The following is a 24,339-nucleotide window of genomic DNA, read 5'->3' as shown; positions in this document are numbered from 1 at the left end:
CCGTGGGAAGGGCGACCGGCCTTCACTGGACCGACCAGTGTACGACTTGTCCGGCTACCGCGCGCTGAACGGCGTCTTACCGCGCGTTGAAGTACTTCGCCTCCGGGTGGTGGATGACGATCGCGTCGGTGGACTGCTCCGGGTGCAGCTGGAACTCCTCCGAGAGATGCACACCGATCCGCTCGGGCTGGAGCAGCTCGGCGATCTTCGCCCGGTCCTCCAGGTCGGGGCAGGCGCCGTAGCCGAGCGAGAAGCGCGCACCGCGGTACTTCAGCGCGAACATGTCCTCGACATCGGCGGGGTCCTCGCCGCCGAAGCCGAGCTCGGAGCGGACCCGGGCGTGCCAGTACTCGGCGAGGGCCTCGGCCAGCTGTACGGACAGGCCGTGCAGCTCCAGGTAGTCGCGGTAGGAGTTGGCCTCGAAGAGCTTCGCGGTCTCACCGCCGATCTTCGAGCCGACGGTGACGACCTGGAGGCCGATCACATCGGTCTCGCCAGACTCCTCGGGGCGGAAGAAGTCCGCGAGGCAGAGGCGGCGGCCGCGGCGCTGGCGCGGGAAGGTGAAGCGGGTGCGCTCGGAGCCGTCCTCGTGGAGCAGGATCAGGTCGTCGCCCTTGGAGACGCAGGGGAAGTAGCCGTAGACGACGGCGGCTTCCAGCAGGTTCTCGGTGTGGAGCTTGTCGAGCCAGCCGCGCAGGTGCGGGCGGCCCTCGGTCTCGACCAGCTCCTCGTACGTGGGTCCGTCACCGGCGCGGGCCTGCTTGAGGCCCCACTGGCCCTTGAAGAGCGCGCCCTCGTCCAGCCAGGACGCGTACTCCTTGAGCTGGATGCCCTTGACGACCCGGGTGCCCCAGAACGGCGGTGCCGGGACCGGGTTGTCGACGGCGACGTCGGAGCGGACGCCCTCCTCGGGCTCGTCGACCTCCAGGACCGCCGTGTCCCGCTTGGGGACGCGGCGCTGCTTGAGTTCGGGGAGGGCGGCGCCGGGGACGCCGCGCTTGACCGCGATGAGGGCGTCCATCAGGCGCAGCCCCTCGAACGCGTCACGGGCGTAGCGGACCTCGCCCTCGTAGATCTCGTGGAGGTCCTGCTCGACATAGGCCCGGGTGAGGGCCGCACCGCCGAGGATCACCGGGAAGTCGGCGGCCAGCTTGCGCTGGTTCAGCTCTTCCAGGTTCTCCTTCATGATCACGGTGGACTTCACCAGCAGGCCAGACATGCCGATGACGTCGGCGCGGTGCTCCTCGGCGGCCTCCAGGATCGCGGAGACGGGCTGCTTGATGCCGAGGTTCACGACGTTGTAGCCGTTGTTGGACAGGATGATGTCGACGAGATTCTTGCCGATGTCATGGACGTCGCCACGGACCGTGGCCAGGACGATGGTGCCCTTGCCCTCGGCGTCGGACTTCTCCATGTGCGGTTCCAGATAGGCGACCGCGGTCTTCATGACCTCGGCGGACTGGAGCACGAACGGCAGCTGCATCTGGCCGGAGCCGAAGAGCTCGCCGACGACCTTCATGCCTTCGAGCAGCGTGTCGTTGACGATGTCGAGGGCCGGGCGGGTCTGCAGGGCCTCGTCGAGGTCGGTCTCCAGGCCGTTCTTCTCACCGTCGATGATGCGGCGCTGGAGGCGCTCGTCGAGCGGCAGGGCGAGGAGTTCCTCGGCCTTGCCCGCCTTCATGGACTTCATGTTGACGCCCTCGAAGAGCTCCATGAGCTTCTGGAGGGGGTCGTAGCCCTCTGCGCGGCGGTCGTGGATGAGGTCGAGCGCCACCTTGACCTGCTCCTCCTCGAGGCGCGCGATCGGCAGGATCTTGGAGGCGTGCACGATCGCCGAGTCGAGGCCGGCCTTGACGCACTCGTCGAGGAAGACGGAGTTCAGCACGACGCGGGCGGCCGGGTTGAGGCCGAAGGAGATGTTGGACAGGCCCAGCGTGGTCTGGACGTCGGGGTGGCGCTTCTTCAGTTCGCGGATGGCCCCGATGGTGGCGATGCCATCGCCCCGGGACTCCTCCTGACCGGTGCAGATGGTGAAGGTCAGGGTGTCGATCAGGATGTCCGACTCCTTGATGCCCCAGTTCCCGGTCAGGTCCTCGATGAGCCGCTCGGCGACGGCGACCTTGTGCTCGACGGTACGGGCCTGGCCCTCCTCGTCGATGGTCAGGGCGATCAGCGCGGCGCCGTGCTCGGCGGCCAGCGCGGTGACCTTGGCGAAGCGGGACTCGGGTCCGTCGCCGTCCTCGTAGTTGACGGAGTTGAGGACGGCACGACCGCCGAGCTTCTCCAGACCGGCCCGCAGGACGGGCAGTTCGGTGGAGTCGAGCACGATCGGGAGGGTGGAGGCGGTGGCGAAGCGGCCGGCCAGCTCCTCCATGTCCGCCACACCGTCGCGGCCCACGTAGTCGACGCAGAGGTCGAGCATGTGGGCGCCCTCGCGGATCTGGTCGCGGGCCATCTCCACGCAGTCGTCCCAGCGGGCCTCCAGCATGGCCTCGCGGAACTTCTTCGACCCGTTGGCGTTCGTACGCTCGCCGATCGCGAGGTACGAGGTGTCCTGGCGGAACGGCACGGTCTGGTACAGGGACGCGGCGCCCGGCTCGGGGCGCGGGGTGCGGGGAGTGACGGCGACGCCGCGGACCCGCTCGACGACCTGGCGCAGGTGCTCCGGGGTCGTACCGCAGCAGCCGCCGACCAGCGAGAGGCCGTACTCGCGCACGAAGGTCTCCTGGGCGTCGGCCAGCTCGGCCGGGGACAGCGGGTAGTGCGCGCCGTCCCTGCCGAGCACGGGGAGGCCGGCGTTGGGCATGCAGGAGAGCGGGATGCTCGAGTGGCGGGCGAGGTAGCGCAGGTGCTCGCTCATCTCGGCGGGGCCGGTGGCGCAGTTCAGGCCGATGAGGTCGATGCCGAGTGGTTCCAGAGCGGTGAGCGCCGCGCCGATCTCGGAGCCGAGCAGCATCGTGCCGGTCGTCTCCACGGTGACGGAGCAGATCACCGGAAGATTGGCACCGGTGGCCTCCAGGGCGCGGCGGGCGCCGATGACGGAGGCCTTGGTCTGCAGGAGGTCCTGGGTGGTCTCGACCAGGAGGGCGTCGGCACCGCCGGCGATCATGCCCTCGGCGTTCTGCTGGTAGGCGTCGCGGAGCTTGGTGTACGGGGCGTGCCCCAGCGTCGGCAGCTTCGTGCCCGGGCCCATGGAGCCGAGCACCCAGCGCTGCCGGCCGGTGGAGGCGGTGAACTCGTCGGCGACCTCGCGGGCGATGCGCGCGCCTGACTCGGAGAGCTCGAAGACCCGCTCGGCGATGTCGTACTCGCCCAGGGCCGCCAGGTTGGCGCCGAAGGTGTTCGTCTCGACGCAGTCCACGCCGACGGCGAAGTACTCCTGGTGCACGGAGCGCACGATGTCGGGGCGCGTGACGTTCAGGATCTCGTTGCAGCCTTCGAGGTCCTGGAAGTCCTCGAGGGTGGGGTCCTGCGCCTGGAGCATGGTGCCCATGGCACCGTCGGCCACCACCACCCGGGTGGCAAGTGCCTCGCGGAGGGCTTCGGCTCGGTTCCGGCTGTCGGCGGAAGGGGTCGGCGACGAGGCCATGGATGTACTCCCTGGGATGCGACGGCTGTCGGCTTTGCGTCTTCGGCGGAAGGCGCACCAGGCCAGCGTAGCCGGGCGGCGCCCGGGGCCGTCACTCCGTCCCACGGAACGGACGGCATGCTGTGCGGGGAGCTGTCCGGATCGAAGTGGTGCCGCACTTTTCCCATGGTATCGAGCACGGGTCGACATCGACCGATAGTGTTCAGCATTGTCGAACCAAGGTGGAGGAGTACGGCGCGATGGCCAAGAACATCCAGTCGCTGGAGCGGGCGGCGGCGATGCTGCGCCTGCTGGCAGGTGGCGAGCGTCGGCTGGGGCTGTCCGACATCGCCTCTTCACTGGGCCTGGCCAAGGGCACCGCGCACGGCATCCTGCGCACGCTCCAGCACGAGGGCTTCGTCGAGCAGGACGCGGTGTCCGGCCGCTATCAGCTGGGCGCCGAGCTGCTGCGTCTGGGCAACAGCTATCTGGACGTCCACGAGCTGCGGGCCCGCGCGCTCGTCTGGACGGACGACCTGGCCCGCTCCAGCGGCGAGAGCGCCCATCTGGGGGTCCTGCACCAGCAGGGCGTCCTCATCGTCCACCACGTCTTCCGGCCCGACGACAGCCGGCAGGTCCTGGAGGTGGGGGCCATGCAGCCACTGCACTCCACGGCCCTGGGCAAGGTGCTCGCGGCGTACGACCCGGTGGCTCACACCGAGGCTCTGGAGGCCGAGCGGAGGCCTTTCACCCCGCGCACCGTCACCGATCCGGAGGAGTTCGAGACGATGCTCGACCTGATCCGGGCCCGCGGCTGGGCGGCCGATGTGGAGGAGACATGGGAGGGCGTCGCCGCGGTTGCCGCCCCGATCCACGACCGGCGGCGGATGCCGGTCGGCGCGGTGGCCGTGACCGGCGCGGTGGAGCGGGTCTGCGCGGACGGGGAGCTGCGCCCCGAGCTGATCGCCGCAGTGCGGGACTGCGCCCGCGCGGTCTCCAGGGATCTGGGCGCCCGGCCCTTCTGACCGCCGCGATCCGTGATCGTTGCCGACAGGCCGTCGGTAACGATCGAGTTATAGGCCACACAACCCTTGACGCCTGATTCACCTAGGGGAAGCATTGCCGTTCACCGGTCGGCATTGTCGAACAGCTAACGGAATTTCGCGTTAAGGTGTGACAGCGCCAAGGGCCGGAAAACGCCCTCACATGAGGGCGCGGACCACCGGAGGGACCCGGGGTTCGGCTTCCCTGGACGAAGGACAAAGGAGTCGCGGGTGTCCAGCTCCGACATCTTCATCGGCGAGACCATAGGTACCGCCGTACTCATCCTGCTCGGCGGCGGTGTCTGTGCCGCCGTCACTCTCAAGCGCTCCAAGGCGCAGAACGCCGGCTGGCTCGCCATCACCTTCGGGTGGGGTTTCGCCGTGCTGACCGGCGCATATCTGGCCGGTGGCGTTTCCGGCGCGCATCTCAATCCGGCGGTCACGATCGGTCTCGCGATCGAGGGCGGCACCAAGTGGAGCGACGTACCGCTGTATCTCGGCTCCCAGCTGCTCGGCGCGATGATCGGCGCGGTGCTGGTCTGGCTGACGTACTACGGGCAGTTCCGGGCACATCTCACCGATCCGGAGATCCTGGGAGCCCAGTCGGGTGAAGAGGCCATGGTCGACAAGGCCTCCGCCCCGAAGGCGGGCCCGGTGCTGGGCATCTTCTCCACCGGCCCCGAGATCCGGCACGCGGTGCAGAACCTCGTCACCGAAATCATCGCCACCGTCGTGCTCGTCCTGGCGATCCTCACCCAGGGCCTCAACAACGAGGGCAACGGCCTGGGCACGCTCGGCGCACTGGTAACCGCTCTGGTCGTCGTCGGTATCGGTCTCTCCCTCGGCGGGCCGACGGGTTACGCAATCAACCCGGTTCGCGACCTCGGTCCGCGTATCGTGCACGCGCTGCTGCCGCTGCCGAACAAGGGCGGCTCCGACTGGGGCTACGCGTGGATCCCGGTCGTCGGACCGCTCATCGGCGGTGCGATCGCGGGCGGGCTCTACAACGTCGCCTTCGCCTGAGCCGCGGCGCACAGAGCCGTAACCCTCAAGACCACACAGACTTCCGGGAGCACACCGTGACCGACGCACACACCACCGGCCCGTTCATCGCGGCCATCGACCAGGGCACCACCTCCAGCCGCTGCATCGTCTTCGACAAGGACGGCCGGATCGTCTCCGTCGACCAGAAGGAGCACGAACAGATCTTCCCGAAGCCGGGCTGGGTCGAGCACAACGCGACCGAGATCTGGGAGAACGTCCAGGAGGTCGTCGCCGGCGCCATCGTCAAGGCGAACATCACCGCCGCCGATGTGAAGGCGATCGGCATCACCAACCAGCGTGAGACCACACTGCTCTGGGACAAGAACACCGGTGAGCCCGTCCACAACGCCCTGGTCTGGCAGGACACCCGCACCGACGCGCTCTGCAAGGAGCTCGGCCGGAACGTGGGCCAGGACCGCTTCCGCCGCGAGACCGGTCTGCCGCTCGCCTCGTACTTCGCGGGCCCCAAGGTCCGCTGGCTGCTCGACAACGTCGAGGGGCTGCGCGAGCGTGCCGAGCGCGGCGACATCCTCTTCGGCACCATGGACTCCTGGGTCATCTGGAACCTGACCGGCGGCACGGACGGCGGCGTCCATGTCACCGACGTCACCAACGCCTCGCGCACCCTCCTGATGAACCTGCACACCCTGGCGTGGGACGACAAGATCCTCGCGTCCATGGAGATCCCGGCAGCCGTGCTGCCCGAGATCCGCTCCTCCGCCGAGGTGTACGGCACCGCCAAGGGCGGCGTCCTGGACGGTGTCCCCGTCGCCTCCGCGCTCGGCGACCAGCAGGCGGCCCTCTTCGGCCAGACCTGCTTCTCCGAGGGCGAGGCCAAGTCCACGTACGGCACCGGCACCTTCATGCTGATGAACACCGGTGAGACGCCCGTCAACTCGTACAACGGACTGCTGACGACGGTCGGTTACCGGATCGGCGACCAGAAGCCGGTGTACGCCCTGGAGGGCTCCATCGCCGTCACGGGCTCGCTGGTGCAGTGGATGCGTGACCAGATGGGCCTGATCAAGTCCGCGGCCGAGATCGAGACCCTGGCCTCCTCGGTCGAGGACAACGGCGGTGCGTACTTCGTGCCCGCCTTCTCGGGTCTGTTCGCCCCGTACTGGCGCTCCGACGCCCGCGGCGTCATCGCCGGTCTGACGAGGTACGTCACCAAGGCGCACATCGCCCGTGCCGTCCTGGAGGCGACCGCCTGGCAGACCCGCGAGATCACCGACGCCATGACGAAGGACTCCGGTGTCGAGCTCGCCGCCCTCAAGGTCGACGGCGGCATGACCTCCAACAACTTGCTGATGCAGACACTCGCCGACTTCCTGGACGCACCCGTGGTGCGGCCCATGGTCGCCGAAACCACCTGCCTCGGCGCCGCCTACGCCGCCGGTCTCGCCGTCGGCTTCTGGCCTGACACCGACGCGCTGCGCGCCAACTGGCGCCGGGCCGCCGAGTGGACACCCCGCATGGCCGCGGACACCCGCGACCGCGAGTACAAGAGCTGGCTCAAGGCCGTGGAACGGACCATGGGCTGGCTCGAAGACAGCACAGTCGAGGAGTAATCACAATGACCACCCTGCAGAGCGTCCCGTCGCTCGGGACGCACCCGGCCTCCGGCTCCCTTCCGAGCCGCGCCGAGACTCGGGAGCAGCTCTCCAAGGCGACCTACGACCTCCTGGTGATCGGTGGCGGCATCCTGGGCATCTCCACCGCCTGGCACGCCGCGCAGTCCGGGCTGCGGGTGGCTCTGGTGGACGCCGGCGACTTCGCCGGCGCCACCTCCTCCGCCTCCTCCAAGCTGCTCCACGGCGGTCTGCGCTACCTGCAGACCGGCGCGGTGAAGCTGGTCGCGGAGAACCACTTCGAGCGGCGCGCGGTGTCCCGTCAGGTCGCCCCGCACCTGGCGAATCCGCTCACCTTCTACCTGCCGGTCTACAAGGGCGGCCCGCACGGCGCGGCCAAGCTCGGTGCGGGTGTGTTCGCGTACTCGGCGCTCTCCGCGTTCGGTGACGGGGTCGGGCATGTGATCAGCCCGGCGAAGGCTCAGCGCGATGTGCCGGAACTGCGTACGGACAATCTGAAGGCCGTCGCGGTCTACGGCGACGACCAGATGAACGACGCGCGGATGGCGCTGATGACGGTCCGTGCGGCCGTCGACGCGGGTGCGGTCGTCCTCAACCATGCCGCGGTCACCGGGCTGCGGTTCACCAAGGGCCGGGTGACGGGCGCCGACCTGGAGGACCGTACGGACGGCACGGAGTTCGGCGTCGATGCCCGCCTCGTGCTGAACGCCACCGGCCCGTGGGTCGATCACCTGCGGAAGATGGAGGACCCGAACGCGGCGCCTTCGATACGTCTGTCCAAGGGCGCGCACCTGGTGCTCAAGCGCACGCGTCCCTGGAAGGCCGCGCTGGCCACCCCGATCGACAAGTACCGCATCACGTTCGCCCTGCCGTGGGAGGACATGCTGCTGCTCGGGACGACGGACGAGGAGTACGAGGGCGATCCGGCGGACGTCGCGGTCAACGAGAAGGACACCGCGCAGATCCTCGACGAGGCGGCGTTCTCCATCAAGGACCAGCAACTGTCACGCGATCTGATCACCTACTCCTTCGCGGGTCTGCGGGTGCTGCCGGGCGGCCCGGGCGACACGTCCAAGGCCAAGCGCGAGACGGTCGTGACGGAGGGCCGCGGCGGGATGCTGTCGGTCGCGGGCGGCAAGTGGACGACGTTCCGCCACATCGGCCGTACGGTGATGAACAAGCTGGCCGCGCTCCCCGGACACCCCCTCGCGGAGGACATGGAGCCGATCTCGCACCTGCCGAAGAAGCTCCCGCTGCCCGGCATCGCCAACCCGAACGCGGTGGCGCACCGGCTGCTGGTCGACGGCGGTACGCCCGGTCCGCGCATGGCGGCCGACACGGCCCGCCACCTCGCCACGCACTACGGCTCGCTCTCCTTCGACATCGCACGGCTGGCGAACGAGAACCCGGCGCTGGCCGAGCGCATCCACCCGGACGCGCCGGAGATCTGGGCGCAGGTCGCCTACGCACGTGATCACGAGTGGGCCGAGACGGCGGACGATGTGCTGCGCCGCCGCACGACGCTGACGATCCGGGGTCTGGCGACGGACGAGATCCGGGCCGGCGTGGAGTCCATGCTCGGCGACCGGAGCTGACGGGGTCGAACGCGTAGGTCGGGGCGGCTTCCAGGCGGGGGCCGCCCCGTCCGTATGTCCGGGAGCTCAGCCCGGTGAACGCGCCACACGGTTGCCATACAGGTGCAATATGACGCAGGGACAGTTGAACCATGAAGCTCTCCGTGCTGTCCCTCATCGGCCACGCCCCGCACCCGCTGAACGGTCGACACCCCTCCCCCGCCGAGCGGTTCGAGGAGGTGATCGAGACCGGAGTCATCGCGGAGCGGCTCGGCTTCGACGCGTACTCGATCGGCGAACGGCATGCCGGGCCGTTCCTCTCGTCGAGCCCGAGTGTGGTGCTCGGAGCCCTCGCGGCCCGCACCTCCACCATCCGGCTCCTGACCGGTGTCACGGTCGTCGCGATCCTGGATCCGGTGCGGGTGGCCGAGGACTTCGCGACGCTCGACCAGATCTCCAGGGGCCGGATCGAGCTGGTCGTCGGCAAAGGCGCGGAGGCCGGTCACTTCGACCTCTTCGGGCTTGACGAGGAACGGCAGTGGGACCTCCAGAAGGAGAAGTACGAGCTGCTGCGGCGGCTGTGGACCGAGGAGGGCGTCGACTGGGAGGGCGAGTTCCGGCCCGCGCTGAAGAACACGACGACCCTGCCGCGCCCGTACGCCGGAGCGCCGCGCGTCTGGCACGGCTCGGCGACCAGCCTCAACTCCCCCGAACTGGCGGCGCTCCACGGCGATCCGCTGTTCACCGCCAATGCCATCCAGCCCCGTGCGGCGTACGCCCGGCTGATCGATCACTACCGGGAGCGCTTCGAGGCGTACGGGCACGATCCGGCCCGCGCGCATGTGGCGGCGGGTTCGGGCGGGCTGCTGATCGCCGACAGTTCGCAGCAGGCGGTGGAACGCTACAAGGAGCTGTACGAGGCCAAGGTGAAGCAGTCTTCCCGGCCGCACCTGGAGGGCCGGGCCGGCTACAACACACCGTTCCGGACGATCGAGGAGGCCATCGCGGACGGACCCCAGCTGATCGGCAGCCCCCAGCAGATCATCGACAAGATCCTCGGCTGGCACGAGGTGTACGGACACGACCTGCAATCGATCACCGTGGACGGCTTCGGGCTCAGCCACCCCGAGCAGATCGAGACGCTGCGGCGGTTCGCCGAGGACATCGCTCCGGTGGTACGGCGTGAGGCCCCGTCCGCGCTCTGGGACTGACCCCACCCCGTCCCGATGACCGTGCGGTAGCCGTGCACCTGGGACGACCTGCGGCAGAACTGGTTCATCCGCCTCTTCCGACCCGCATAATGAAGAGAGACATCGGATGTCTGATTCCAGTCCGGATCCAGGAGGACCGTCATGGCTGTCACCGACGAGGCGATCGAGAAGATCAAGGGAATGATCGTCTCGGGTGCGCTACGCCCCGGCGACCGGCTCCCCAAGGAGAGCGAACTCGCGGCGGAGCTGGGGCTCTCCCGCAACTCTCTGAGGGAGGCGGTGCGCGCGCTGTCTCTGATCCGCATTCTCGATGTGCGGCAGGGCGACGGCACGTATGTGACCAGCCTCGATCCCCAGTTGCTGCTGGAGGCGCTGAGCTTCGTGGTGGACTTCCACCGCGACGACACGGTGCTCGAATTCCTCGCGGTCCGCCGCATTCTGGAACCGGCCGCGACGGCGATGGCCGCGACCCGGATCAGCGAGGCCCAACTGGACGTACTGAGCTCGCAGTTGGATGCCCTGGGTGCGCAGCCCTCGGTGGAGGAGCTGGTCGCCTGCGATCTGGAGTTCCACCGCGGCATCGTGCAGTCGTCCGGGAACTCGGTCCTCTGCTCGCTGCTCGACGGGCTGTCGGGGCCGACGACCCGGGCGCGGGTCTGGCGCGGTCTGACGCAGGAGGACGCGGTCAGCCGCACGCTCCATGAGCACCGGGCGATCGTGTCGGCTCTGCGGGACCGGGATGCGGAGGCTGCGCGGGCCTGGGCGACGGTGCATGTGGCGAGCGTCGAGCAGTGGCTGCGGTCGACGCTGTAGCGCGCGGTGGGTGACCGCGGCTCCGCAGCGGGCCCCGCACGTCAGACGCCGGCGGAGCTGAGGAATCAGCCCCGCCGGCGTCCGCGCGAACGGGTTCAGTCCTGCTTCTCGCCGCTCGCGAAGCGGGAGATGACCAGGGCGACGATGATGATGGCGCCGTTGAGGAACTGGTTCCAGAGCGCCGGGACACCGCCGAGGGTCATCACATTGACCACCAGCTGGAGCGTCAGTACGCCGGTCAGCGCACCGAACAGGGTGCCCCGGCCGCCCTTGAGGCTGATGCCGCCGATGACCGCGGCGGCGAACACCTGGAAGATCCAGCCGTTGCCCTGGGTCGCCGCGACCGATCCGTAGTGGCCGGTGTAGAGGATGCCCGCGAAGGCCGCCAGCAGACCGCCGATGGCGAGCACGATCCAGGTGACCCGGTCCACCCGGATACCCGCGGCTCGCGCCGCTTCCGGGTTGCCGCCGATGGCGTACAGCGAGCGTCCATGGCGCAGCCAGGCCAGTGCGGCACCACCGACGGCGAACAGCGCCAGGCAGATCCAGACGGCGGCCGGTGCGCCGAGCCATTCGCTCTTGCCGAGGTAGCGGAAGGACTCCGGGACGTCGGTGATGGACTTGCCCTCGGTGATGCCGATGTGGAGGCCGCGCAGCATGGTGAGCATGCCGAGCGTGGCGATGAAGCCGTTGACCCTCAGCTTCAGCATCAGGAAGCCGTTGATCGCACCGATCGCGAGGCCCACCAGCAGACAGAGCGGGATCGCCGACCAGGTGGGCAGCAGGCCGAGGCCGGCGAAGCGGCCGCCCTCCGCGGGCAGGACCAGCCACATCGCGACGACCGGCGCGATGCCGATCGTCGACTCCAGTGACAGGTCCATCCGTCCGCAGATCAGGATCAGCGCCTGGCCCAGGACCAGCAGGCTCAGCTCGGAGGACTGCTGGACGACGCTGATCAGGTTCTCGGAGGTCAGGAACACCGGCGAGACGATGAACCCGATCACCATCAGCACCAGAATCACCGGTACCAGGGAGAAGTCGCTCCACCGGATCAGCCTCAGCCGGTCCAGCGGGCTCTCGCCCGTCAGGGAGCCCTTCAGCCCGCTGTCGATGCCGTCGGCCGCCACAGGCCGTACCGTTCCGGTCATTCCCTTTCCCCCACACCTTCCATGGCGGCGACGAGTTCCCCGTCGGTCCACCCGCTTGCGAATGTTGCGACCACGCGCCCGTGGAAAAGGGCGAGCACTCGGTCGCAGACCCGCAGATCGTCCAGCTCGTCCGAGATGATCACTGCCGCGTTCCCCTCGTCGGCGACCCGCCGCACGACTCCGAGCAGCGAATCCTTGGACTTGATGTCCACACCCGCGGTGGGCCGCACGGCCACCAGCACGCTCGGCTTGCGAGCCAGCGCGCGGGCGACGACCACCTTCTGCTGGTTTCCGCCGGAGAGCCCGGAGACGGGCTGCTCGGGTCCCTGTGTCTTGATGTCCAGCGAGGCGATCATCGACCGTGCGAACTCCCTGGTACGGGAGGGCAGTACGGTCCCCCACGGGCCGAGTTGGTCGGTGACCGTGAGGGTGGCGTTCTCGGCGACGCTGCGTTCCAGGACGAGGCCCTGGTCGTGCCGGTCCTCGGGGATGTAGCCGATCCCGGCGTCCAGCGCGTGCGGCACACTGCCGGTGCGCACGGTCCTTCCGTGTACGAAGACCGTGCCGCCGCCCGCCTTTCGCATACCGGCCAGGGCCTCGCCCAGGGCCGTGTTGCCGCTGGCCGCGGAGCCGGCGAGGCCGAGCACCTCTCCGGGGCGGACCTCCAGGTCCAGCGGTTCGAACTGGCCCTCCAGAGTGAGCCCTTCGGTACGCAGGACGGGGGCAGCCGACTGATCCCGAACCGCCGCACCGTCACCGCCCGCGTGCCAGGCGGTGGCGCCGGCGGACTGCTCCCCGGTCATCGCCGCCACCAGTTCGGCCTTGGCGATGTCGGCGACCGGGGCGCTCAGCACATGGCGGGCGTCGCGGTAGACGGTGACCGCCGTGCACAGTTCGTACACCTCCTGCAGATGGTGGGAGATGAAGAGGAACGCCACTCCCTGGCTCTGCAGTTCCCTGAGTTTGTCGAAGAGCCGCCCGATGCCGCGGGCATCGAGCTGGGCGGTCGGCTCGTCCAGGATGATCAGCCTGGCGCCGAAGGACAGCGCCCGGGCTATCTCGACGAACTGCCGCTGCTCGACGGCAAGATCGCGCGCCCGGGTGCTGGGGTCGACCTGGACCCCGTAGTCGGCGAGGAGCCGCTCGGCGCGCCTGCGGAGCTTCCCCCAGCTGATCCAGCGGGCGTTGTCGTCGAAACGGTTGAGGAAGAGGTTCTCGGCGACGGTCAGGTCGGGGACGACCATGGACTTCTGGTACACGCAGGCGACCTTCGACTGCCAGGCCGTGGTGTCCCCGAAGGCGGGCGCGGGCTCCCCGCCGAACGTGACCGTGCCCGCGTCCGCCTTGTGGAGTCCGGTCAGGACGCTGACCAGCGTCGACTTGCCCGCACCGTTGCGACCGACGAGGGCATGGGACTCACCGGGCTGCACGGTGAGCCGGACCCCGTCGAGCGCCACGGTGGGCCCGAAGCGTTTGACGATGCCCGCCGCCTCTACGGCGGGCGGTGCCTTTTCCATCAGACCCCTTCTCAGCGAAGCGCTGCAGCAATGTCGGTACTCTGCCCACGGGCAGCGGTCAGGGCTTGGCCGCGTCTCGGTTCCTCGGAGCCGAGAGGGAAGCCCTCTCGGTGACGAGAGGGAGGAGTCACGGCTAGTTCTTCTTCTCCAGCTGATTGGCCCACAGTTTCGGGTCGTCCACGTTGTCCTTGGTCACCAGCGGCGCGGGGAGTTGGTCCTCGAAGCCGTTCGGGATCCTGATGATGTTCGAGTCGTGGTCGGTGGGGCCTTCCTTGAAGGTCTTGCCGTCCAGGGCCGCCTTGGCGTAGTACAGCGCGTACTTCGCGTACAGGTCGGCGGGCTGGGAGATCGTCGCGTCGATCTTCCCGGCCTTGATGGCGTCGAACTCCTCCGGGATGCCGTCGTTGGAGATGATCGTGATGTGGCCCGGCGTGCCGGCCGGCTTCAGCAGCTTCTTCTGCTCCAGGAGCGCGAGGGTGGGCTGCAGGAAGACACCGCCCGCCTGCATGTAGATGCCGTTGATGTCGGGGTTGGCGGCCAGGGTGGCCTGGAGCTTGGCGGAGGCGACATCGCCCTTCCAGTCGGTGGCCAGCTCGAAGACCTTGATGCCGGGGAAATCCTTGTCCATGCAGGATCTGAACGCCTCGGACCGGTCGCGGCCGTTGATCGAGGCGAGGTCGCCCTGGAACTCGACGACCTTGCCCTTGCCCTTCAGCTGCTCGCCGAGGTACTTGCAGGCGTTGGTCCCGTACGCCTTGTTGTCGGCCCGCACCACCATGTAGATGTTGCCCTTGTCGGGCCGGGTGTCGACGCTGATGACCGGGATCTTCTTCTCGTTCAGTGTGTTGAGCGACTCGGCTATCGCACCGGTGTCCTGGGGTGCCATCACGACGGCCTTGGCGCCCTGGTCGGTGAAGGTCTGGACGTTGGCGACCAGCTTGCCGATGTCGTTCTGCGAGTTGGTCAGCGGCAGCGCCTTGACCTCGCCGGCCTTGACCCCCTTCTCCACGTAGTTCTGGTACGAGTTCCAGAAGTCGCTGTCGCTGCGCGGCAGGTCGATGCCGACCTTCCCGCCGCCCGCACCATCAGCGGCGGACTCGCGGTTGCAGCCCGCGAGGGCAGTGACGGCCAGCAGTACGGCGCAGGCTGCCGCACTCGTCGTACGCACTCTCATTGGTGTCCCGTCCTTTGTGGAGTACCGGCTCGAAGCTCTGTTGGCAAAGCGGCGGTGCATGGCGCACAGGGGTGCGGCCCGTTTGTGCGGCTCGGGCCTGTCCGGCCCTGATCCGCCGGACAGGCCGAGGGCCGCGCACCCCTGATCAGTTCTCGGCGGGGCGCAGGCGCAGGCCCTGCATTCCGCCGTCGACGGCCAGTGCCGTGCCGGTGACCGAGGCGGCGGCGGGGCTGGCCAGATAGACGATCGCGGCGGCCACCTCGTCGGCCGAGACCAGCCGTCCCAGCGGCTGGCGGGCGTTCAGCGCGGCTCGTTCGGCGGCCGGGTCGTCGGCCTGGCCCAGGAGCCGCCCGATCCACGGGGTGTCCGCGGTGCCCGGATTGACGCAGTTGACCCGGATGCCCTCGCGGACATGGTCGGCGGCCATCGCGAGGGTCAGCGAGAGGACCGCGCCCTTGCTCGCGCTGTACAGCGCGCGCTGCGGCAGTCCGGCGGTCGCGGCGATCGAGCAGGTCTGGGTGATCGAGACGGTACCGGGGCGGTCGGCCGCCGCGCGCCGCAGATGGGGCAGGGCGTGCCGGGCGGTGCGGACCATGCCGAGGACGTTGATGTCCAGGACCCGGGTCCACTCGTCGTCGGCGTTGTCCTCGACCGTGCCGATGGAACCGATGCCCGCGTTGGACACGACGGAGTGCAGACCGCCCAGTTCACCGGCGGCCAGGTCGACCGCCTCGCGCACGGCCGCGTCGTCGGTGACGTCCGCCTTGAGGGCGAGCGTGCCGTCGGGGGCGCCCGCGGTCTCGCGGTCGAGTACGGCCACGCGCGCACCGCGCGCCAGCAGCATCGTCGCCACGGCGGCCCCGATGCCGGAGGCGCCTCCCGTCACCAGGGCGTTCATGCCCTCGAAGTCGCTTGTGCCGGTCATCGGTCATCCTCCTCGGGGGTGCGGCGGGCCTGCCATACAGGGCCCTCCGGATAGCGGTGTGCGGCGATCGATTCGGGGAGCATCCGGGCGGAGAAGCCCGGGGAACTCGGGGCGGCGTAACGGCCGGACTCGATCACGGTGGGGTCGGCGAAGTGTTCGTGGAGATGGTCGACGTACTCGATCACACGGTTCTCCCAACTGCCTGAGACCGCCACATAGTCGAACATCGAGAGGTGCTGCACCAGCTCGCACAGTCCGACACCGCCGGCGTGCGGGCAGACCGGTACGCCGTACTTGGCGGCGAGCAGCAGGATCGCCAGGTTCTCGTTGACGCCCGCGACACGGGCCGCGTCGATCTGGACGAAGTCGACGGCTCCGGCCTGCAGCAGCTGTTTGAACACGACCCGGTTGGCGACATGTTCGCCGGTGGCGACCTTGACCGGCTGCCCGGCGCGGACTGCGGCGTGGCCGAGGATGTCGTCGGGGCTGGTCGGCTCCTCGATCCAGTGCGGGTCGTACGGCGCGAGCGCGGTCATCCACTTCACCGCGTCGGCGACGTCCCAGCGCTGGTTGGCGTCGACGGCGATCCGGACGTCCGGCCCGACGGCCTCGCGGGCCAGGGCGAGTCTGCGGACGTCGTCGCCGAGATTGCCGCCGACCTTCAGCTTGATCTGGGTGAAGCCGTCGGCGACGGCCTCCTTCGCCAGCCTGACCAGCTTGTCGTCGGTGTATCCCAGCCAGCCGGGCGAGGTGGTGTATGCCGGGTAGCCCTCGGCACGCAGTCGCTCGGCGCGCTCGGCCCGGCCCGGTTCGGCGGCCCGCAGGATCGCGAGGGCCTCATCGGGAGTGAGGGCGTCGGTGAGATAGCGGAAGTCGACGAGGGAGACGAGCTCCTCGGGCGTCATCTCGGCGAGGAACTGCCAGACAGGCCTGCCGGCCTGCTTCGCCGCCAGGTCCCAGGCGGCGTTGACGACCGCGCCGGCCGCCATGTGCATCACACCCTTTTCGGGGCCGAGCCAGCGCAGTTGGGAGTCGTGGGTGAGCTCACGGTGCAGCGCGGCGAGGTCGGCCGCGGTACGGGGCACCGGGCGCCCCACCACGTACGGGCGCAACGCTTCGATGGCGGCGGCCATCACCTCGTTGCCGCGCCCGATGGTGAAACAGAAGCCATGCCCCTCGATGTCAGTGCCGTCAGTGCCGTCCGTGGGAGCAGTGCTCAGTACGACATAGGCAGCCGAGTAGTCGGGGTCGGGGTTCATGGCGTCCGAGCCGTCCAGTTGTTCCGAGGTCGGAAAACGGATGTCGTGGACCTCGAAATCCGTGACGGTCTGACTCATGTGCGCCCCCAGGGGAATAACATCGGACCTCTGCTCTGGTCATCCGATGTATAGCGTCACGAAGGCCCCAACGTCCAGGGTTGGGACGAAATTGACTGGACACAGCTCGGATGTATTCAGAGACTGATGCCCTGATTCGGCCGGTGATGCACCCTCCCGGGTCAGGTTCACCCGGCTGTGCACAGGGGCTGCGGCGAGAGTGGCCGGAAGCCGTAAGGTTGGTGCGTACGCAAGGGAACTTCGGAAGGAGGCCTGGGTGATCGAGCTCGAGGGGGTACCCGAGCTGATCGACCCGGTCATGGTGGCCGCGTTCGAGGGATGGAACGACGCAGGTGACGCCGCATCCACAGCGGTCGCGCACCTGGACCGGGAGTGGAAGGGTGAGGTGTTCGCGGCGCTGGACGCCGAGGACTACTACGACTTCCAGGTCAACCGGCCGACGGTCTGGCTGGACGGCGGGGTGCGCAAGATCACCTGGCCGACCACCCGGCTCTCCGTGGTCCGCATCGGCGGGGACAAGCCCCGCGATCTCGTCCTGGTCCGCGGTATCGAGCCGTCCATGCGCTGGCGCTCGTTCTGCAACGAGATCCTGGCCTTCGCCCATGAGCTGGGCGTGGAGATGGTGGTGGTCCTGGGCGCACTGCTCGGCGACACCCCGCACACCCGCCCCGTACCGGTCAGCGCAGTCACCTCCGACCCGGATCTGGCGCGGACCATGGACCTGGAGGAGACCAGATACGAGGGTCCGACGGGCATCGTCGGCATCCTTCAGGAGGCCTGTACGCACGCGGGCGTGCCCGCGGTGAGCCTGTGGGCGGCGGTGCCGCACTATGTGTCGCAGCCGCCCAACCCGAAGGCCACCCTCGCGCTGCTCAACCGCCTGGAGGATCTTCTCGGTCTGCGCATTCCGCTGGGCGAGCTGCCCGAGGACGCGCGTGCCTGGCAGCTCGGAGTCGACCAACTGGCCGCCGAGGACAGCGAGGTGGCGGAGTACGTGCAGACGCTGGAGGAGGCCCGGGACACCGCGGAGCTTCCCGAGGCGAGCGGCGAGGCCATCGCCCGGGAGTTCGAGCGCTATCTGCGCCGTCGGGACGTCGGTCCGGGCCAGGCGCCCGGCGGGCATGCGACGGAGAGCGGCGACGCCTCGTATCTGCGCGACACATCCAGCGGCCGCACCCGTCCGCCGAAGCCGGTCCGGCCGGACACCGGGGGCGAGACGGGACCCGGCTCGCCGCCCACGAGCGGACCCGGCCGGCAGCCGTCGGCCGACCAGGAGAACGAGGACAGCGACGGCGACGACGGCCCACAGGATTCGTCGGAGGAATCCTCGGAGGACTGATGAGGCCGGCGGAGCGCCGGGCGGGTACATCCCCGCCCGGCGCTCCTTCGCTGTCCGGGTCGTTCAGGAACAGGTGAACCGCGCAGCGGCCCAGTCCCCGTGGTCACCGGTCTTGGATCCATTGGTGTCCGTGACCTTCAGGTGCACATGGCGCGCACCGTCAAGCTTCACATCGACCGGTACGGTCGCCGACGCCCCCGTCACCTTCGGCGAGGTCCACAGCACCTTGCCGTCCGCCTCGACGGAGAACGCCACTTCGCCGTAGCCGTTGATCTCGTCGTCGATCCCCACGTCCGCGGTGAAGGCGGTGCAGCGCCCGCCGAGATAGACCTCGATGTCGGAGTCGGCATGGGTGCCGATCCCCTTGTCGTACGTCTTGCCCGCGAGGGTCAGCCGGTGTCCGTCGGCCGCGCCCGACTCGCCGTTGCTGCGGTCCCGTTCGGCGGGCCCGTATCCATTGACCGACTTCAGCCACACCAGATCGCTCGCCCATGCCTCACCGGTGGGCGGCGGTGGCATCACACCGGCAGCGAACCGCTGGACGGAGGTCCGGGCTTCGCCGGCCGCCCGGTAGCGGGCGAGCGCGGTGATCCTCGCCTCCCCCGCTGTGGCGTCCTTGGCCGGGGTGACCGACACCTCGACCCGCCGGGTGGTGCCCGCCGGAATCCGGTCCACGGCCCGGGCCTGGGTGACCTGCCATCCCTCGGGAACGTCGAGGGTGACCGCGGCGTCCGTCACATCGGCGTTGCCCGCGGTGACATCGACTGCGACGGTGCCTTCGACCCCGGCGCCGATCTCCTGACCGGTCGGTGCGGAGACGACGGCCGTCGCGGCCGTGTTCCTCCCGCCGACGGCGCTCGTGTTCTCCAGCTTCACGGAGAACTTCTTGCCGGTGGAGAGCGGCGCAGTCTTGATCTTCACGACACCGCCGCGGTCGTCCTGGTCGTACCACCAGCCCTGCTTCGCGGCCTTGTACGCGGCCGCGGAACCCAGCCGGGGCAGCTTGCCGTTGAGCTTGACCGCGCTCGGCGCGGAGCCGGTGTGCACGCTGAACTCGTACGGGCGGGTGCTCTGCTTGCCGGTGAACTCCCCCTTGCTCTCACCGATCCGCACGGTGACGTCGCCCGCGCCCCGTACCGGTGCGTCGATGTCGGCGGTCTGTGTGGCGTACTTGCCGTCGCGGTGCTGCCGGGTGACGCCGTCGTCCTCGTAGAGCGTGAAGGACGACTTGCCCTGCGGGTAGATGTCCCAGGCGAGCGGGGAGTCGGCGGTGCGGTCCTTGTACGAGCGGATGCCCGGCCACATCGGCACGCCGGCACCGCCCTTGACGAACAGCGGCAGGGTGTCGAGCGGGGCGCTGTAGTGGTCGACGGTGGTCGGCCCCTCGTACGTGCGGCCGCTCCAGTAGTCGGTCCAGGTGCCCTTCGGCAGATAGATTCCGTTGCGCTCGGTGCTGTCCTGGTAGACGGGCGCGACGAGGAAGTCCTCACCCGACATGAATTCGTACTTCGCCGCGTCCGTCGCCGCCTTCGGGTCGTCCGGGTATTCGAGGACCAGCGGGCGGACCATGCCGACGCCGGTCTTCGTCGCCTCGTGCGCGTAGGAGTACTGGTAGGGCAGCAGCGACTCCTTGAGCTTGAGGTAGTCGCGGTTGATGGAGGTGTACGGCTCCCCGTACCGGTAGGGCTGCTTGTCGCTGGCCGCCCAGCCGTCCATGGTCATCGTGGTGCCCAGGAACATCTTCCACTGGAGATCACGGGTGTACGTCTTGGCGCTGCCGCCGAAGATGCCGTCGACATCGCCGGTGGTGTAAGCGAGACCGGACATCGTGGCGCCGGCGTAGGTCGGAATCTGCCAGCGGATGTAGTCCCAGGTGCCGTACTGGTCGCCGGACCACTGGACGCCGCAGCGCTGCGCACCCGACCAGCTCTCAGGGGCGTAGGTGAAGCCGCGGGCGTCACTGTTGTCCTCGATGCCCTTGTACGCGTCCTTGCAGCCGTCCAGGGCGAATTTGTAGCCCGAGCCGACCCAGGCGACGTCCAGCTTGGCGACCCGCTGGCCCGCCTTGACCTGGTCGGCGATCTTGTCGATGCCGTCCTCGGTCCACAGGCCGAGCTGCATGTCACGGTCCTGGAGTCCCTTGGCGGTCTCGGCGAGGTCCTCGTAACCGCAGCCGTATCCGTCGTTGACGAGCATCCAGCCGTTCGGCATGTCGTGCTCGACGTAGCCGTCGGCGATCTTCAGGGAGTCCAGGGTGCGGCGCTCGCCGCGGTTGGCGTTGTGGAGGTAGCAGTCGGCGTCACCGATCTCCATTCCGTACACGGGCGGCAGGAAGGGCTTGCCGGTGAGCTTCGTGTACTGCCCGATGACGTCCTTGGCGCTGTCGCCCGCGAAGTAGTAGGCGTCGAAGCGCTTTTCCTTCGCACTGGTGGTCACCGGGTCGGTGAAGGCATAGGTGTTCGGCGCATAGGTGTTACGGAAGACGCCGTACCCCGCCGAGGAGAGGTAGAACGGCACCGAGTTGGGGTGGCCGCCGTCGTCCCAGTTGTAGTCGACGCCGACCTCGACGGTCCGGTCGCGGTGCGAGGTGTTGCCGCGGCCGTTCTGCATTCCGGCGCCGTAGAACTGCTCGTCCGCGCCGCGGGCCAGGGTCTGGGTGGTCTGCTTCCCGTCCCAGCTCAGCCCCTTGGCCTCGGACCAGACCTGGGTGCCGTCCGCCCGGTACAGCGCGAAGCGCAGGGGCGCCTTGTAGGCGCGCAGGGTGACGCTGCCGGTGGAGAGTTCGTAGCGGTCGCTCCGCTCCTTCCACCGGGTGTGCGGCGGGGTGCCCTGCGGCATGACTATGTCGTCGCCGGTCGGGTCGGAGAACCTACCGTCCGGGGCGAGTTCGATACGGAAGGTCTCGGCGGAGACGAAGCTGACACGGGCCTCGGCGGCGCCGGCCCTCAAGTGGTAGACGGATCCGTCGGCGGAGAATCCGGTGAGGTCGCCGACCGTGGTGGTGTCCGGTTCGGCGGCGCCGGCCTGGGCTGCGCCGGGCCCCACGAAGACGGCCATCAGCCCCAGCAAGGCTGCAAGTGCCGCCGTTCTGATGCGCGTTGATGATTGCATAGAGCGCTTTTAGCGCAGCATCGAGCATTTGACCATGGACAAAACGGAACCGGCCCTGAACTTCGTCGAGAAGTCCAAGGCCGGCTCATCGGATGGCGATCAGCGGGTTGTCACCGTGCGCGGCACTACAGTGCGACACCCAGCAGCGCGTCGACAGTGCGCGAGACGAGGCCCGGCGCGCCCTCGTCCGTACCGCCCTCGGCGTTCTGGCGCTCGGCCCAGCGGTCCACGGCCGCCAGGGCGGTCGGTGCGTCCAGGTCGTCGGCGAGGGCCTCGCGGACCTCCTCGACCAGGGCCTCGGCGGGCAGTCCGTCGGGCCGGGAGACTGCGGCACGCCACCGCCCGAGCCGCTCGACGGCATCGGCGAGCACCTGGTCGGTCCACTCCCAGTCGGACCGGTAGTGGTGCGACAGCAGGGCGAGCCGGATCGCCGCCGGGTCCACGCCGTCATGACGAAGCTTCGAGACGAATACCAGGTTGCCCTTGGACTTGGACATCTTCTCGCCGTCCAGGGCGACCATTCCGGCGTGCACATACGCCTGGGCGAACGGGTGATCGCCGGTCAGCACCTGGGCGTGCGAGGCGCCCATCTCGTGGTGCGGGAAGGCGAGGTCGGACCCGCCTCCCTGGACGTCGAAGCCCATGCCGAGGTGGTCCAGGGCGATGGCGACGCACTCGATGTGCCAGCCGGGCCGGCCGGGGCCGAGCGAGGCGCCGTCCCAGCTCGGCTCGCCCTCACGGGCGGCCATCCAGAGCATCGGGTCGAGCGGGTTCTTCTTGCCGGGGCGCTCCGGGTCGCCGCCACGCTCGGCGGAGAGCAGCCGCATCGCATCGGCGTCGAGGTTCGAGACCCCTCCGAAGTGCGGGTCGGTCTCGACGGAGAAGTACACATCCCCGTCGAGTTCGTAGGCGGCGCCGGCGTCCCGGAGCCGCTCGACGAGCGGGACGATGCCCGGTATCGCCTCCACGGCACCGATGTAGTGCTTCGGCGGGAGCATGCGCAGAGCGGTCATGTCCTCGCGGAACAGGGCCGTCTCGCGCTCGGCGAGCTCGGTCCAGTCCTGACCGTCGCGCACGGCCCGCTCCAGCAGCGGGTCGTCCACGTCGGTCACGTTCTGGACATAGTGAACCTGCCGCTGCGTGTCGAGCCACACGCGCTGAACGAGGTCGAACGCGTTGTAGGTCGCCGCATGACCCATGTGGGTCGCGTCGTACGGCGTGATGCCGCAGACGTAGATACGGGCGACGGGACCGGGGTCAAGAGTGATCCGTCCGCCGGTCGCGGTGTCGTGGATCCGAAGGTCGCGGCCCTTGCCAGGCAGGGCGGGGACCTCAGAAGCGGGCCAGGCATGCATGTCACGAGCGTAACCGGATGCATGTTCCGGATACGAACCGGATGCCGGATCTTGACCGAAGAGGCGGTCTTGCGCGGCGTGGGTTCATCTGCTCCGGTACGGGCCCCGCCCGACTGCACCCGCTCCCCGGCCGCCGAAGTGGCTTGATCTCGTCACACCGGCGGCCAGGGGATCGGCGGCCACTCGCCGCTCGGCTCCGGGTGCTTCCCCGACGTCCTCAGCCCCTCCACGCGTCCCCGCAAGGCCTCGATCTCGACCGCGGTGATCAGCTCGGCCAGCCGGGTGACGAGCGAGCCCCCGGGCGCCAGCTCCGCACCGAGCCGGTCCACGACCTCGACGGCCTCGGCCGTCAACGGCTCCCCTGCCCACCCCCAGAGCAGGGTGCGCAGCTTGTCGTCGGTGTTGAAGGTCACTCCGTGGTCGATGCCGTAGAGCCGGCCGTCGGGTGCGGGCAGCAGGTGGCCGCCCTTGCGGTCACCGTTGTTGATCACGGCATCGAGGACCGCCAGCCGCCGCAGCCGCGGGTCGTCCGCGTGGACCAGCAGGGCCGTCTTCCCCTCCCCGACCTCGGCGAGGGCGACGGCCTTCCAGCCCTCCCCCGGCTCCTCTTCCTCGACGAGCGCCAGGAGTGGGGGCTGACCGTCCACGGAGGACTCGTCGCTGTCCGGCGCCGCTTCGATCCACAGCTGGCACATGCCCTCGCCGTACGGCCCGTCCCGCAGCACGGTGGGCGGTATGAGCCCCCATCCGGTCGCCTCGGATACCTCGTACGCGGCCACCTCACGCTGGGCGAGCGTGCCGTCCGGGAAGTCCCACAGGGGCTGTTCCCCGGCCACTGGCTTGTAGACGCATGTCACCTCGTCGCCCTCGTGGGCGACCGTGCAGTACAGCACCGCGTTGGACGCCCCACGGATCTGGCCGCGTACGGTGAGCCGGCCCTCGGCGAGGAGGGTGACCAGCTCGGTGTCGGTCAGGCTCCGCGACGGTATCCGTTCTGGCGCGGGCATACGTGTCCTTCCGGGTCGAGCGGCAGGCTGCACAGCGGGCACGGCGGGCGCCCGGCGTTCACTACATCCAGGGCGCGCTTGGCGAAGGCGCGGGCCTGCGCGCCGCTGAGGCGGACCCGGAGCATCGGCGGACCGTTCTCCTCGTCCTGGAGCAACCGCTCCTCGGCCTCCGCGAGATCCTCGTCGGAGTCCACGTCGAGCTCGACCAGCGCCTGCGCCTCGACGATCATGCGCTGCTCCTCGCCGTCCCAGGCGAGCGCCATCGTGCCGACCCGGAACTCCTCCTCGACAGGCACGTCGAGCGGTGCGGTGTCGGTGACATCCATCGGCGCCACGGCGGGCACCGGAGAATTCCCGCCGGTCCGCCGCACCACTTCGTCGAGCAGTTCGTCGATGCGCTCGGCGAGCGCGGCGACCTGAGTCTTCTCCAGGGCCACGCTGGTGACGCGTCCGCCTGAGGATGCCTGCAGGAAGAACGTACGACGTCCAGGCAACCCGACCGTACCGGCCACGAAGCGGTCCGGGGGGTCGTAGAGGAACACCTGACGGGACACGTCCTGTCTCCCTTGAAATTGACGGCA

The 24,339-nt window shown here is 69.2% G+C and carries 17 protein-coding genes; 7 read left to right on the top strand and 10 right to left on the bottom strand.

The window, feature by feature from the left end; all coding sequences use genetic code 11:
• Nucleotides 1-76 precede the first annotated feature (76 nt).
• On the bottom strand, nucleotides 77-3,589 hold the full coding sequence (metH, locus tag OG609_RS32730; protein ID WP_327276130.1) for a methionine synthase: 3,513 nt from the start codon (nucleotides 3,587-3,589) through the stop codon (nucleotides 77-79).
• 239 nt (nucleotides 3,590-3,828) lie between these two features.
• Between metH and OG609_RS32725 the strand changes: the two genes are divergently transcribed.
• The 6 genes from OG609_RS32725 (at nucleotide 3,829) to OG609_RS32700 (ending at nucleotide 10,845) form a co-directional block, all read left to right on the top strand.
• Nucleotides 3,829-4,593 (top strand): IclR family transcriptional regulator, encoded by a 765-nt coding sequence (locus OG609_RS32725; RefSeq protein WP_327276129.1) that lies wholly within the window; start codon nucleotides 3,829-3,831, stop codon nucleotides 4,591-4,593.
• 249 nt (nucleotides 4,594-4,842) lie between these two features.
• Complete coding sequence (locus OG609_RS32720; protein ID WP_327276128.1) at nucleotides 4,843-5,634, top strand: MIP/aquaporin family protein; 792 nt, start codon at nucleotides 4,843-4,845, stop codon at nucleotides 5,632-5,634.
• A gap of 56 nt (nucleotides 5,635-5,690) precedes the next feature.
• Nucleotides 5,691-7,226, top strand: a complete 1,536-nt coding sequence (gene glpK / locus OG609_RS32715; RefSeq protein WP_327276127.1) for a glycerol kinase GlpK — start codon at nucleotides 5,691-5,693, stop codon at nucleotides 7,224-7,226.
• A 5-nt stretch (nucleotides 7,227-7,231) separates the two neighbouring features.
• Nucleotides 7,232-8,842: a glycerol-3-phosphate dehydrogenase/oxidase gene (locus OG609_RS32710; RefSeq protein ID WP_327276126.1), complete on the top strand. Its 1,611-nt coding sequence runs from the start codon at nucleotides 7,232-7,234 to the stop codon at nucleotides 8,840-8,842.
• A 131-nt stretch (nucleotides 8,843-8,973) separates the two neighbouring features.
• Nucleotides 8,974-10,032 (top strand): LLM class flavin-dependent oxidoreductase, encoded by a 1,059-nt coding sequence (locus OG609_RS32705; RefSeq protein WP_327276125.1) that lies wholly within the window; start codon nucleotides 8,974-8,976, stop codon nucleotides 10,030-10,032.
• A 141-nt stretch (nucleotides 10,033-10,173) separates the two neighbouring features.
• The gene (locus tag OG609_RS32700; RefSeq protein WP_037700470.1) at nucleotides 10,174-10,845 is read left to right on the top strand and encodes a FadR/GntR family transcriptional regulator; all 672 of its coding nucleotides are present in this window, start codon (nucleotides 10,174-10,176) and stop codon (nucleotides 10,843-10,845) included.
• 95 nt (nucleotides 10,846-10,940) lie between these two features.
• Here OG609_RS32700 and OG609_RS32695 read toward each other — a convergent pair whose 3' ends face one another.
• From OG609_RS32695 to OG609_RS32675, 5 genes are all read right to left on the bottom strand, one after another.
• On the bottom strand, nucleotides 10,941-11,993 hold the full coding sequence (locus tag OG609_RS32695; RefSeq protein WP_327276124.1) for an ABC transporter permease: 1,053 nt from the start codon (nucleotides 11,991-11,993) through the stop codon (nucleotides 10,941-10,943).
• The gene (locus OG609_RS32690; protein ID WP_327276123.1) at nucleotides 11,990-13,510 is read right to left on the bottom strand and encodes a sugar ABC transporter ATP-binding protein; all 1,521 of its coding nucleotides are present in this window, start codon (nucleotides 13,508-13,510) and stop codon (nucleotides 11,990-11,992) included. The genes OG609_RS32695 and OG609_RS32690 overlap by 4 nt, the downstream gene beginning before the upstream one ends.
• Nucleotides 13,511-13,643: 133 nt before the next feature.
• Nucleotides 13,644-14,684 carry a sugar ABC transporter substrate-binding protein gene (locus OG609_RS32685; protein ID WP_327276122.1) on the bottom strand — a complete coding sequence of 347 codons (1,041 nt, stop codon included), beginning with the start codon at nucleotides 14,682-14,684 and terminating at the stop codon, nucleotides 13,644-13,646.
• Nucleotides 14,685-14,829: 145 nt separating this feature from the next.
• Nucleotides 14,830-15,609: an SDR family NAD(P)-dependent oxidoreductase gene (locus tag OG609_RS32680; protein WP_327276121.1), complete on the bottom strand. Its 780-nt coding sequence runs from the start codon at nucleotides 15,607-15,609 to the stop codon at nucleotides 14,830-14,832.
• Nucleotides 15,606-16,946 (bottom strand): L-fuconate dehydratase, encoded by a 1,341-nt coding sequence (locus tag OG609_RS32675; RefSeq protein ID WP_327276120.1) that lies wholly within the window; start codon nucleotides 16,944-16,946, stop codon nucleotides 15,606-15,608. The genes OG609_RS32680 and OG609_RS32675 overlap by 4 nt, the downstream gene beginning before the upstream one ends.
• A gap of 256 nt (nucleotides 16,947-17,202) precedes the next feature.
• Between OG609_RS32675 and OG609_RS32670 the strand changes: the two genes are divergently transcribed.
• Nucleotides 17,203-18,285, top strand: a complete 1,083-nt coding sequence (locus tag OG609_RS32670) for a PAC2 family protein (protein WP_327276119.1) — start codon at nucleotides 17,203-17,205, stop codon at nucleotides 18,283-18,285.
• A 63-nt stretch (nucleotides 18,286-18,348) separates the two neighbouring features.
• Here OG609_RS32670 and OG609_RS32665 read toward each other — a convergent pair whose 3' ends face one another.
• The 4 genes from OG609_RS32665 to OG609_RS32650 all read right to left on the bottom strand — a co-directional run bounded on the left by OG609_RS32665 (nucleotide 18,349) and on the right by OG609_RS32650 (nucleotide 24,312).
• Nucleotides 18,349-21,396 (bottom strand): NPCBM/NEW2 domain-containing protein, encoded by a 3,048-nt coding sequence (locus OG609_RS32665; protein WP_327276118.1) that lies wholly within the window; start codon nucleotides 21,394-21,396, stop codon nucleotides 18,349-18,351.
• A gap of 125 nt (nucleotides 21,397-21,521) precedes the next feature.
• Nucleotides 21,522-22,751 carry a cysteine--1-D-myo-inosityl 2-amino-2-deoxy-alpha-D-glucopyranoside ligase gene (mshC, locus tag OG609_RS32660; protein ID WP_327276117.1) on the bottom strand — a complete coding sequence of 410 codons (1,230 nt, stop codon included), beginning with the start codon at nucleotides 22,749-22,751 and terminating at the stop codon, nucleotides 21,522-21,524.
• Between the two features lie 152 nt (nucleotides 22,752-22,903).
• Nucleotides 22,904-23,758, bottom strand: a complete 855-nt coding sequence (locus OG609_RS32655; protein WP_327276116.1) for an SCO1664 family protein — start codon at nucleotides 23,756-23,758, stop codon at nucleotides 22,904-22,906.
• On the bottom strand, nucleotides 23,722-24,312 hold the full coding sequence (locus tag OG609_RS32650; protein ID WP_072484378.1) for a DUF3090 domain-containing protein: 591 nt from the start codon (nucleotides 24,310-24,312) through the stop codon (nucleotides 23,722-23,724). Before OG609_RS32650 ends, OG609_RS32655 begins: the two co-directional genes overlap by 37 nt.
• Between the last annotated feature and the right edge of the window lie 27 nt (nucleotides 24,313-24,339).

Source organism: Streptomyces sp. NBC_01224 (assembly GCF_036002945.1).
GTDB lineage: Bacteria > Actinomycetota > Actinomycetes > Streptomycetales > Streptomycetaceae > Streptomyces.
The sequence above is the reverse complement of the archived record's forward strand: the minus strand, read 5'-3'. Positions and strand labels throughout refer to the sequence as shown.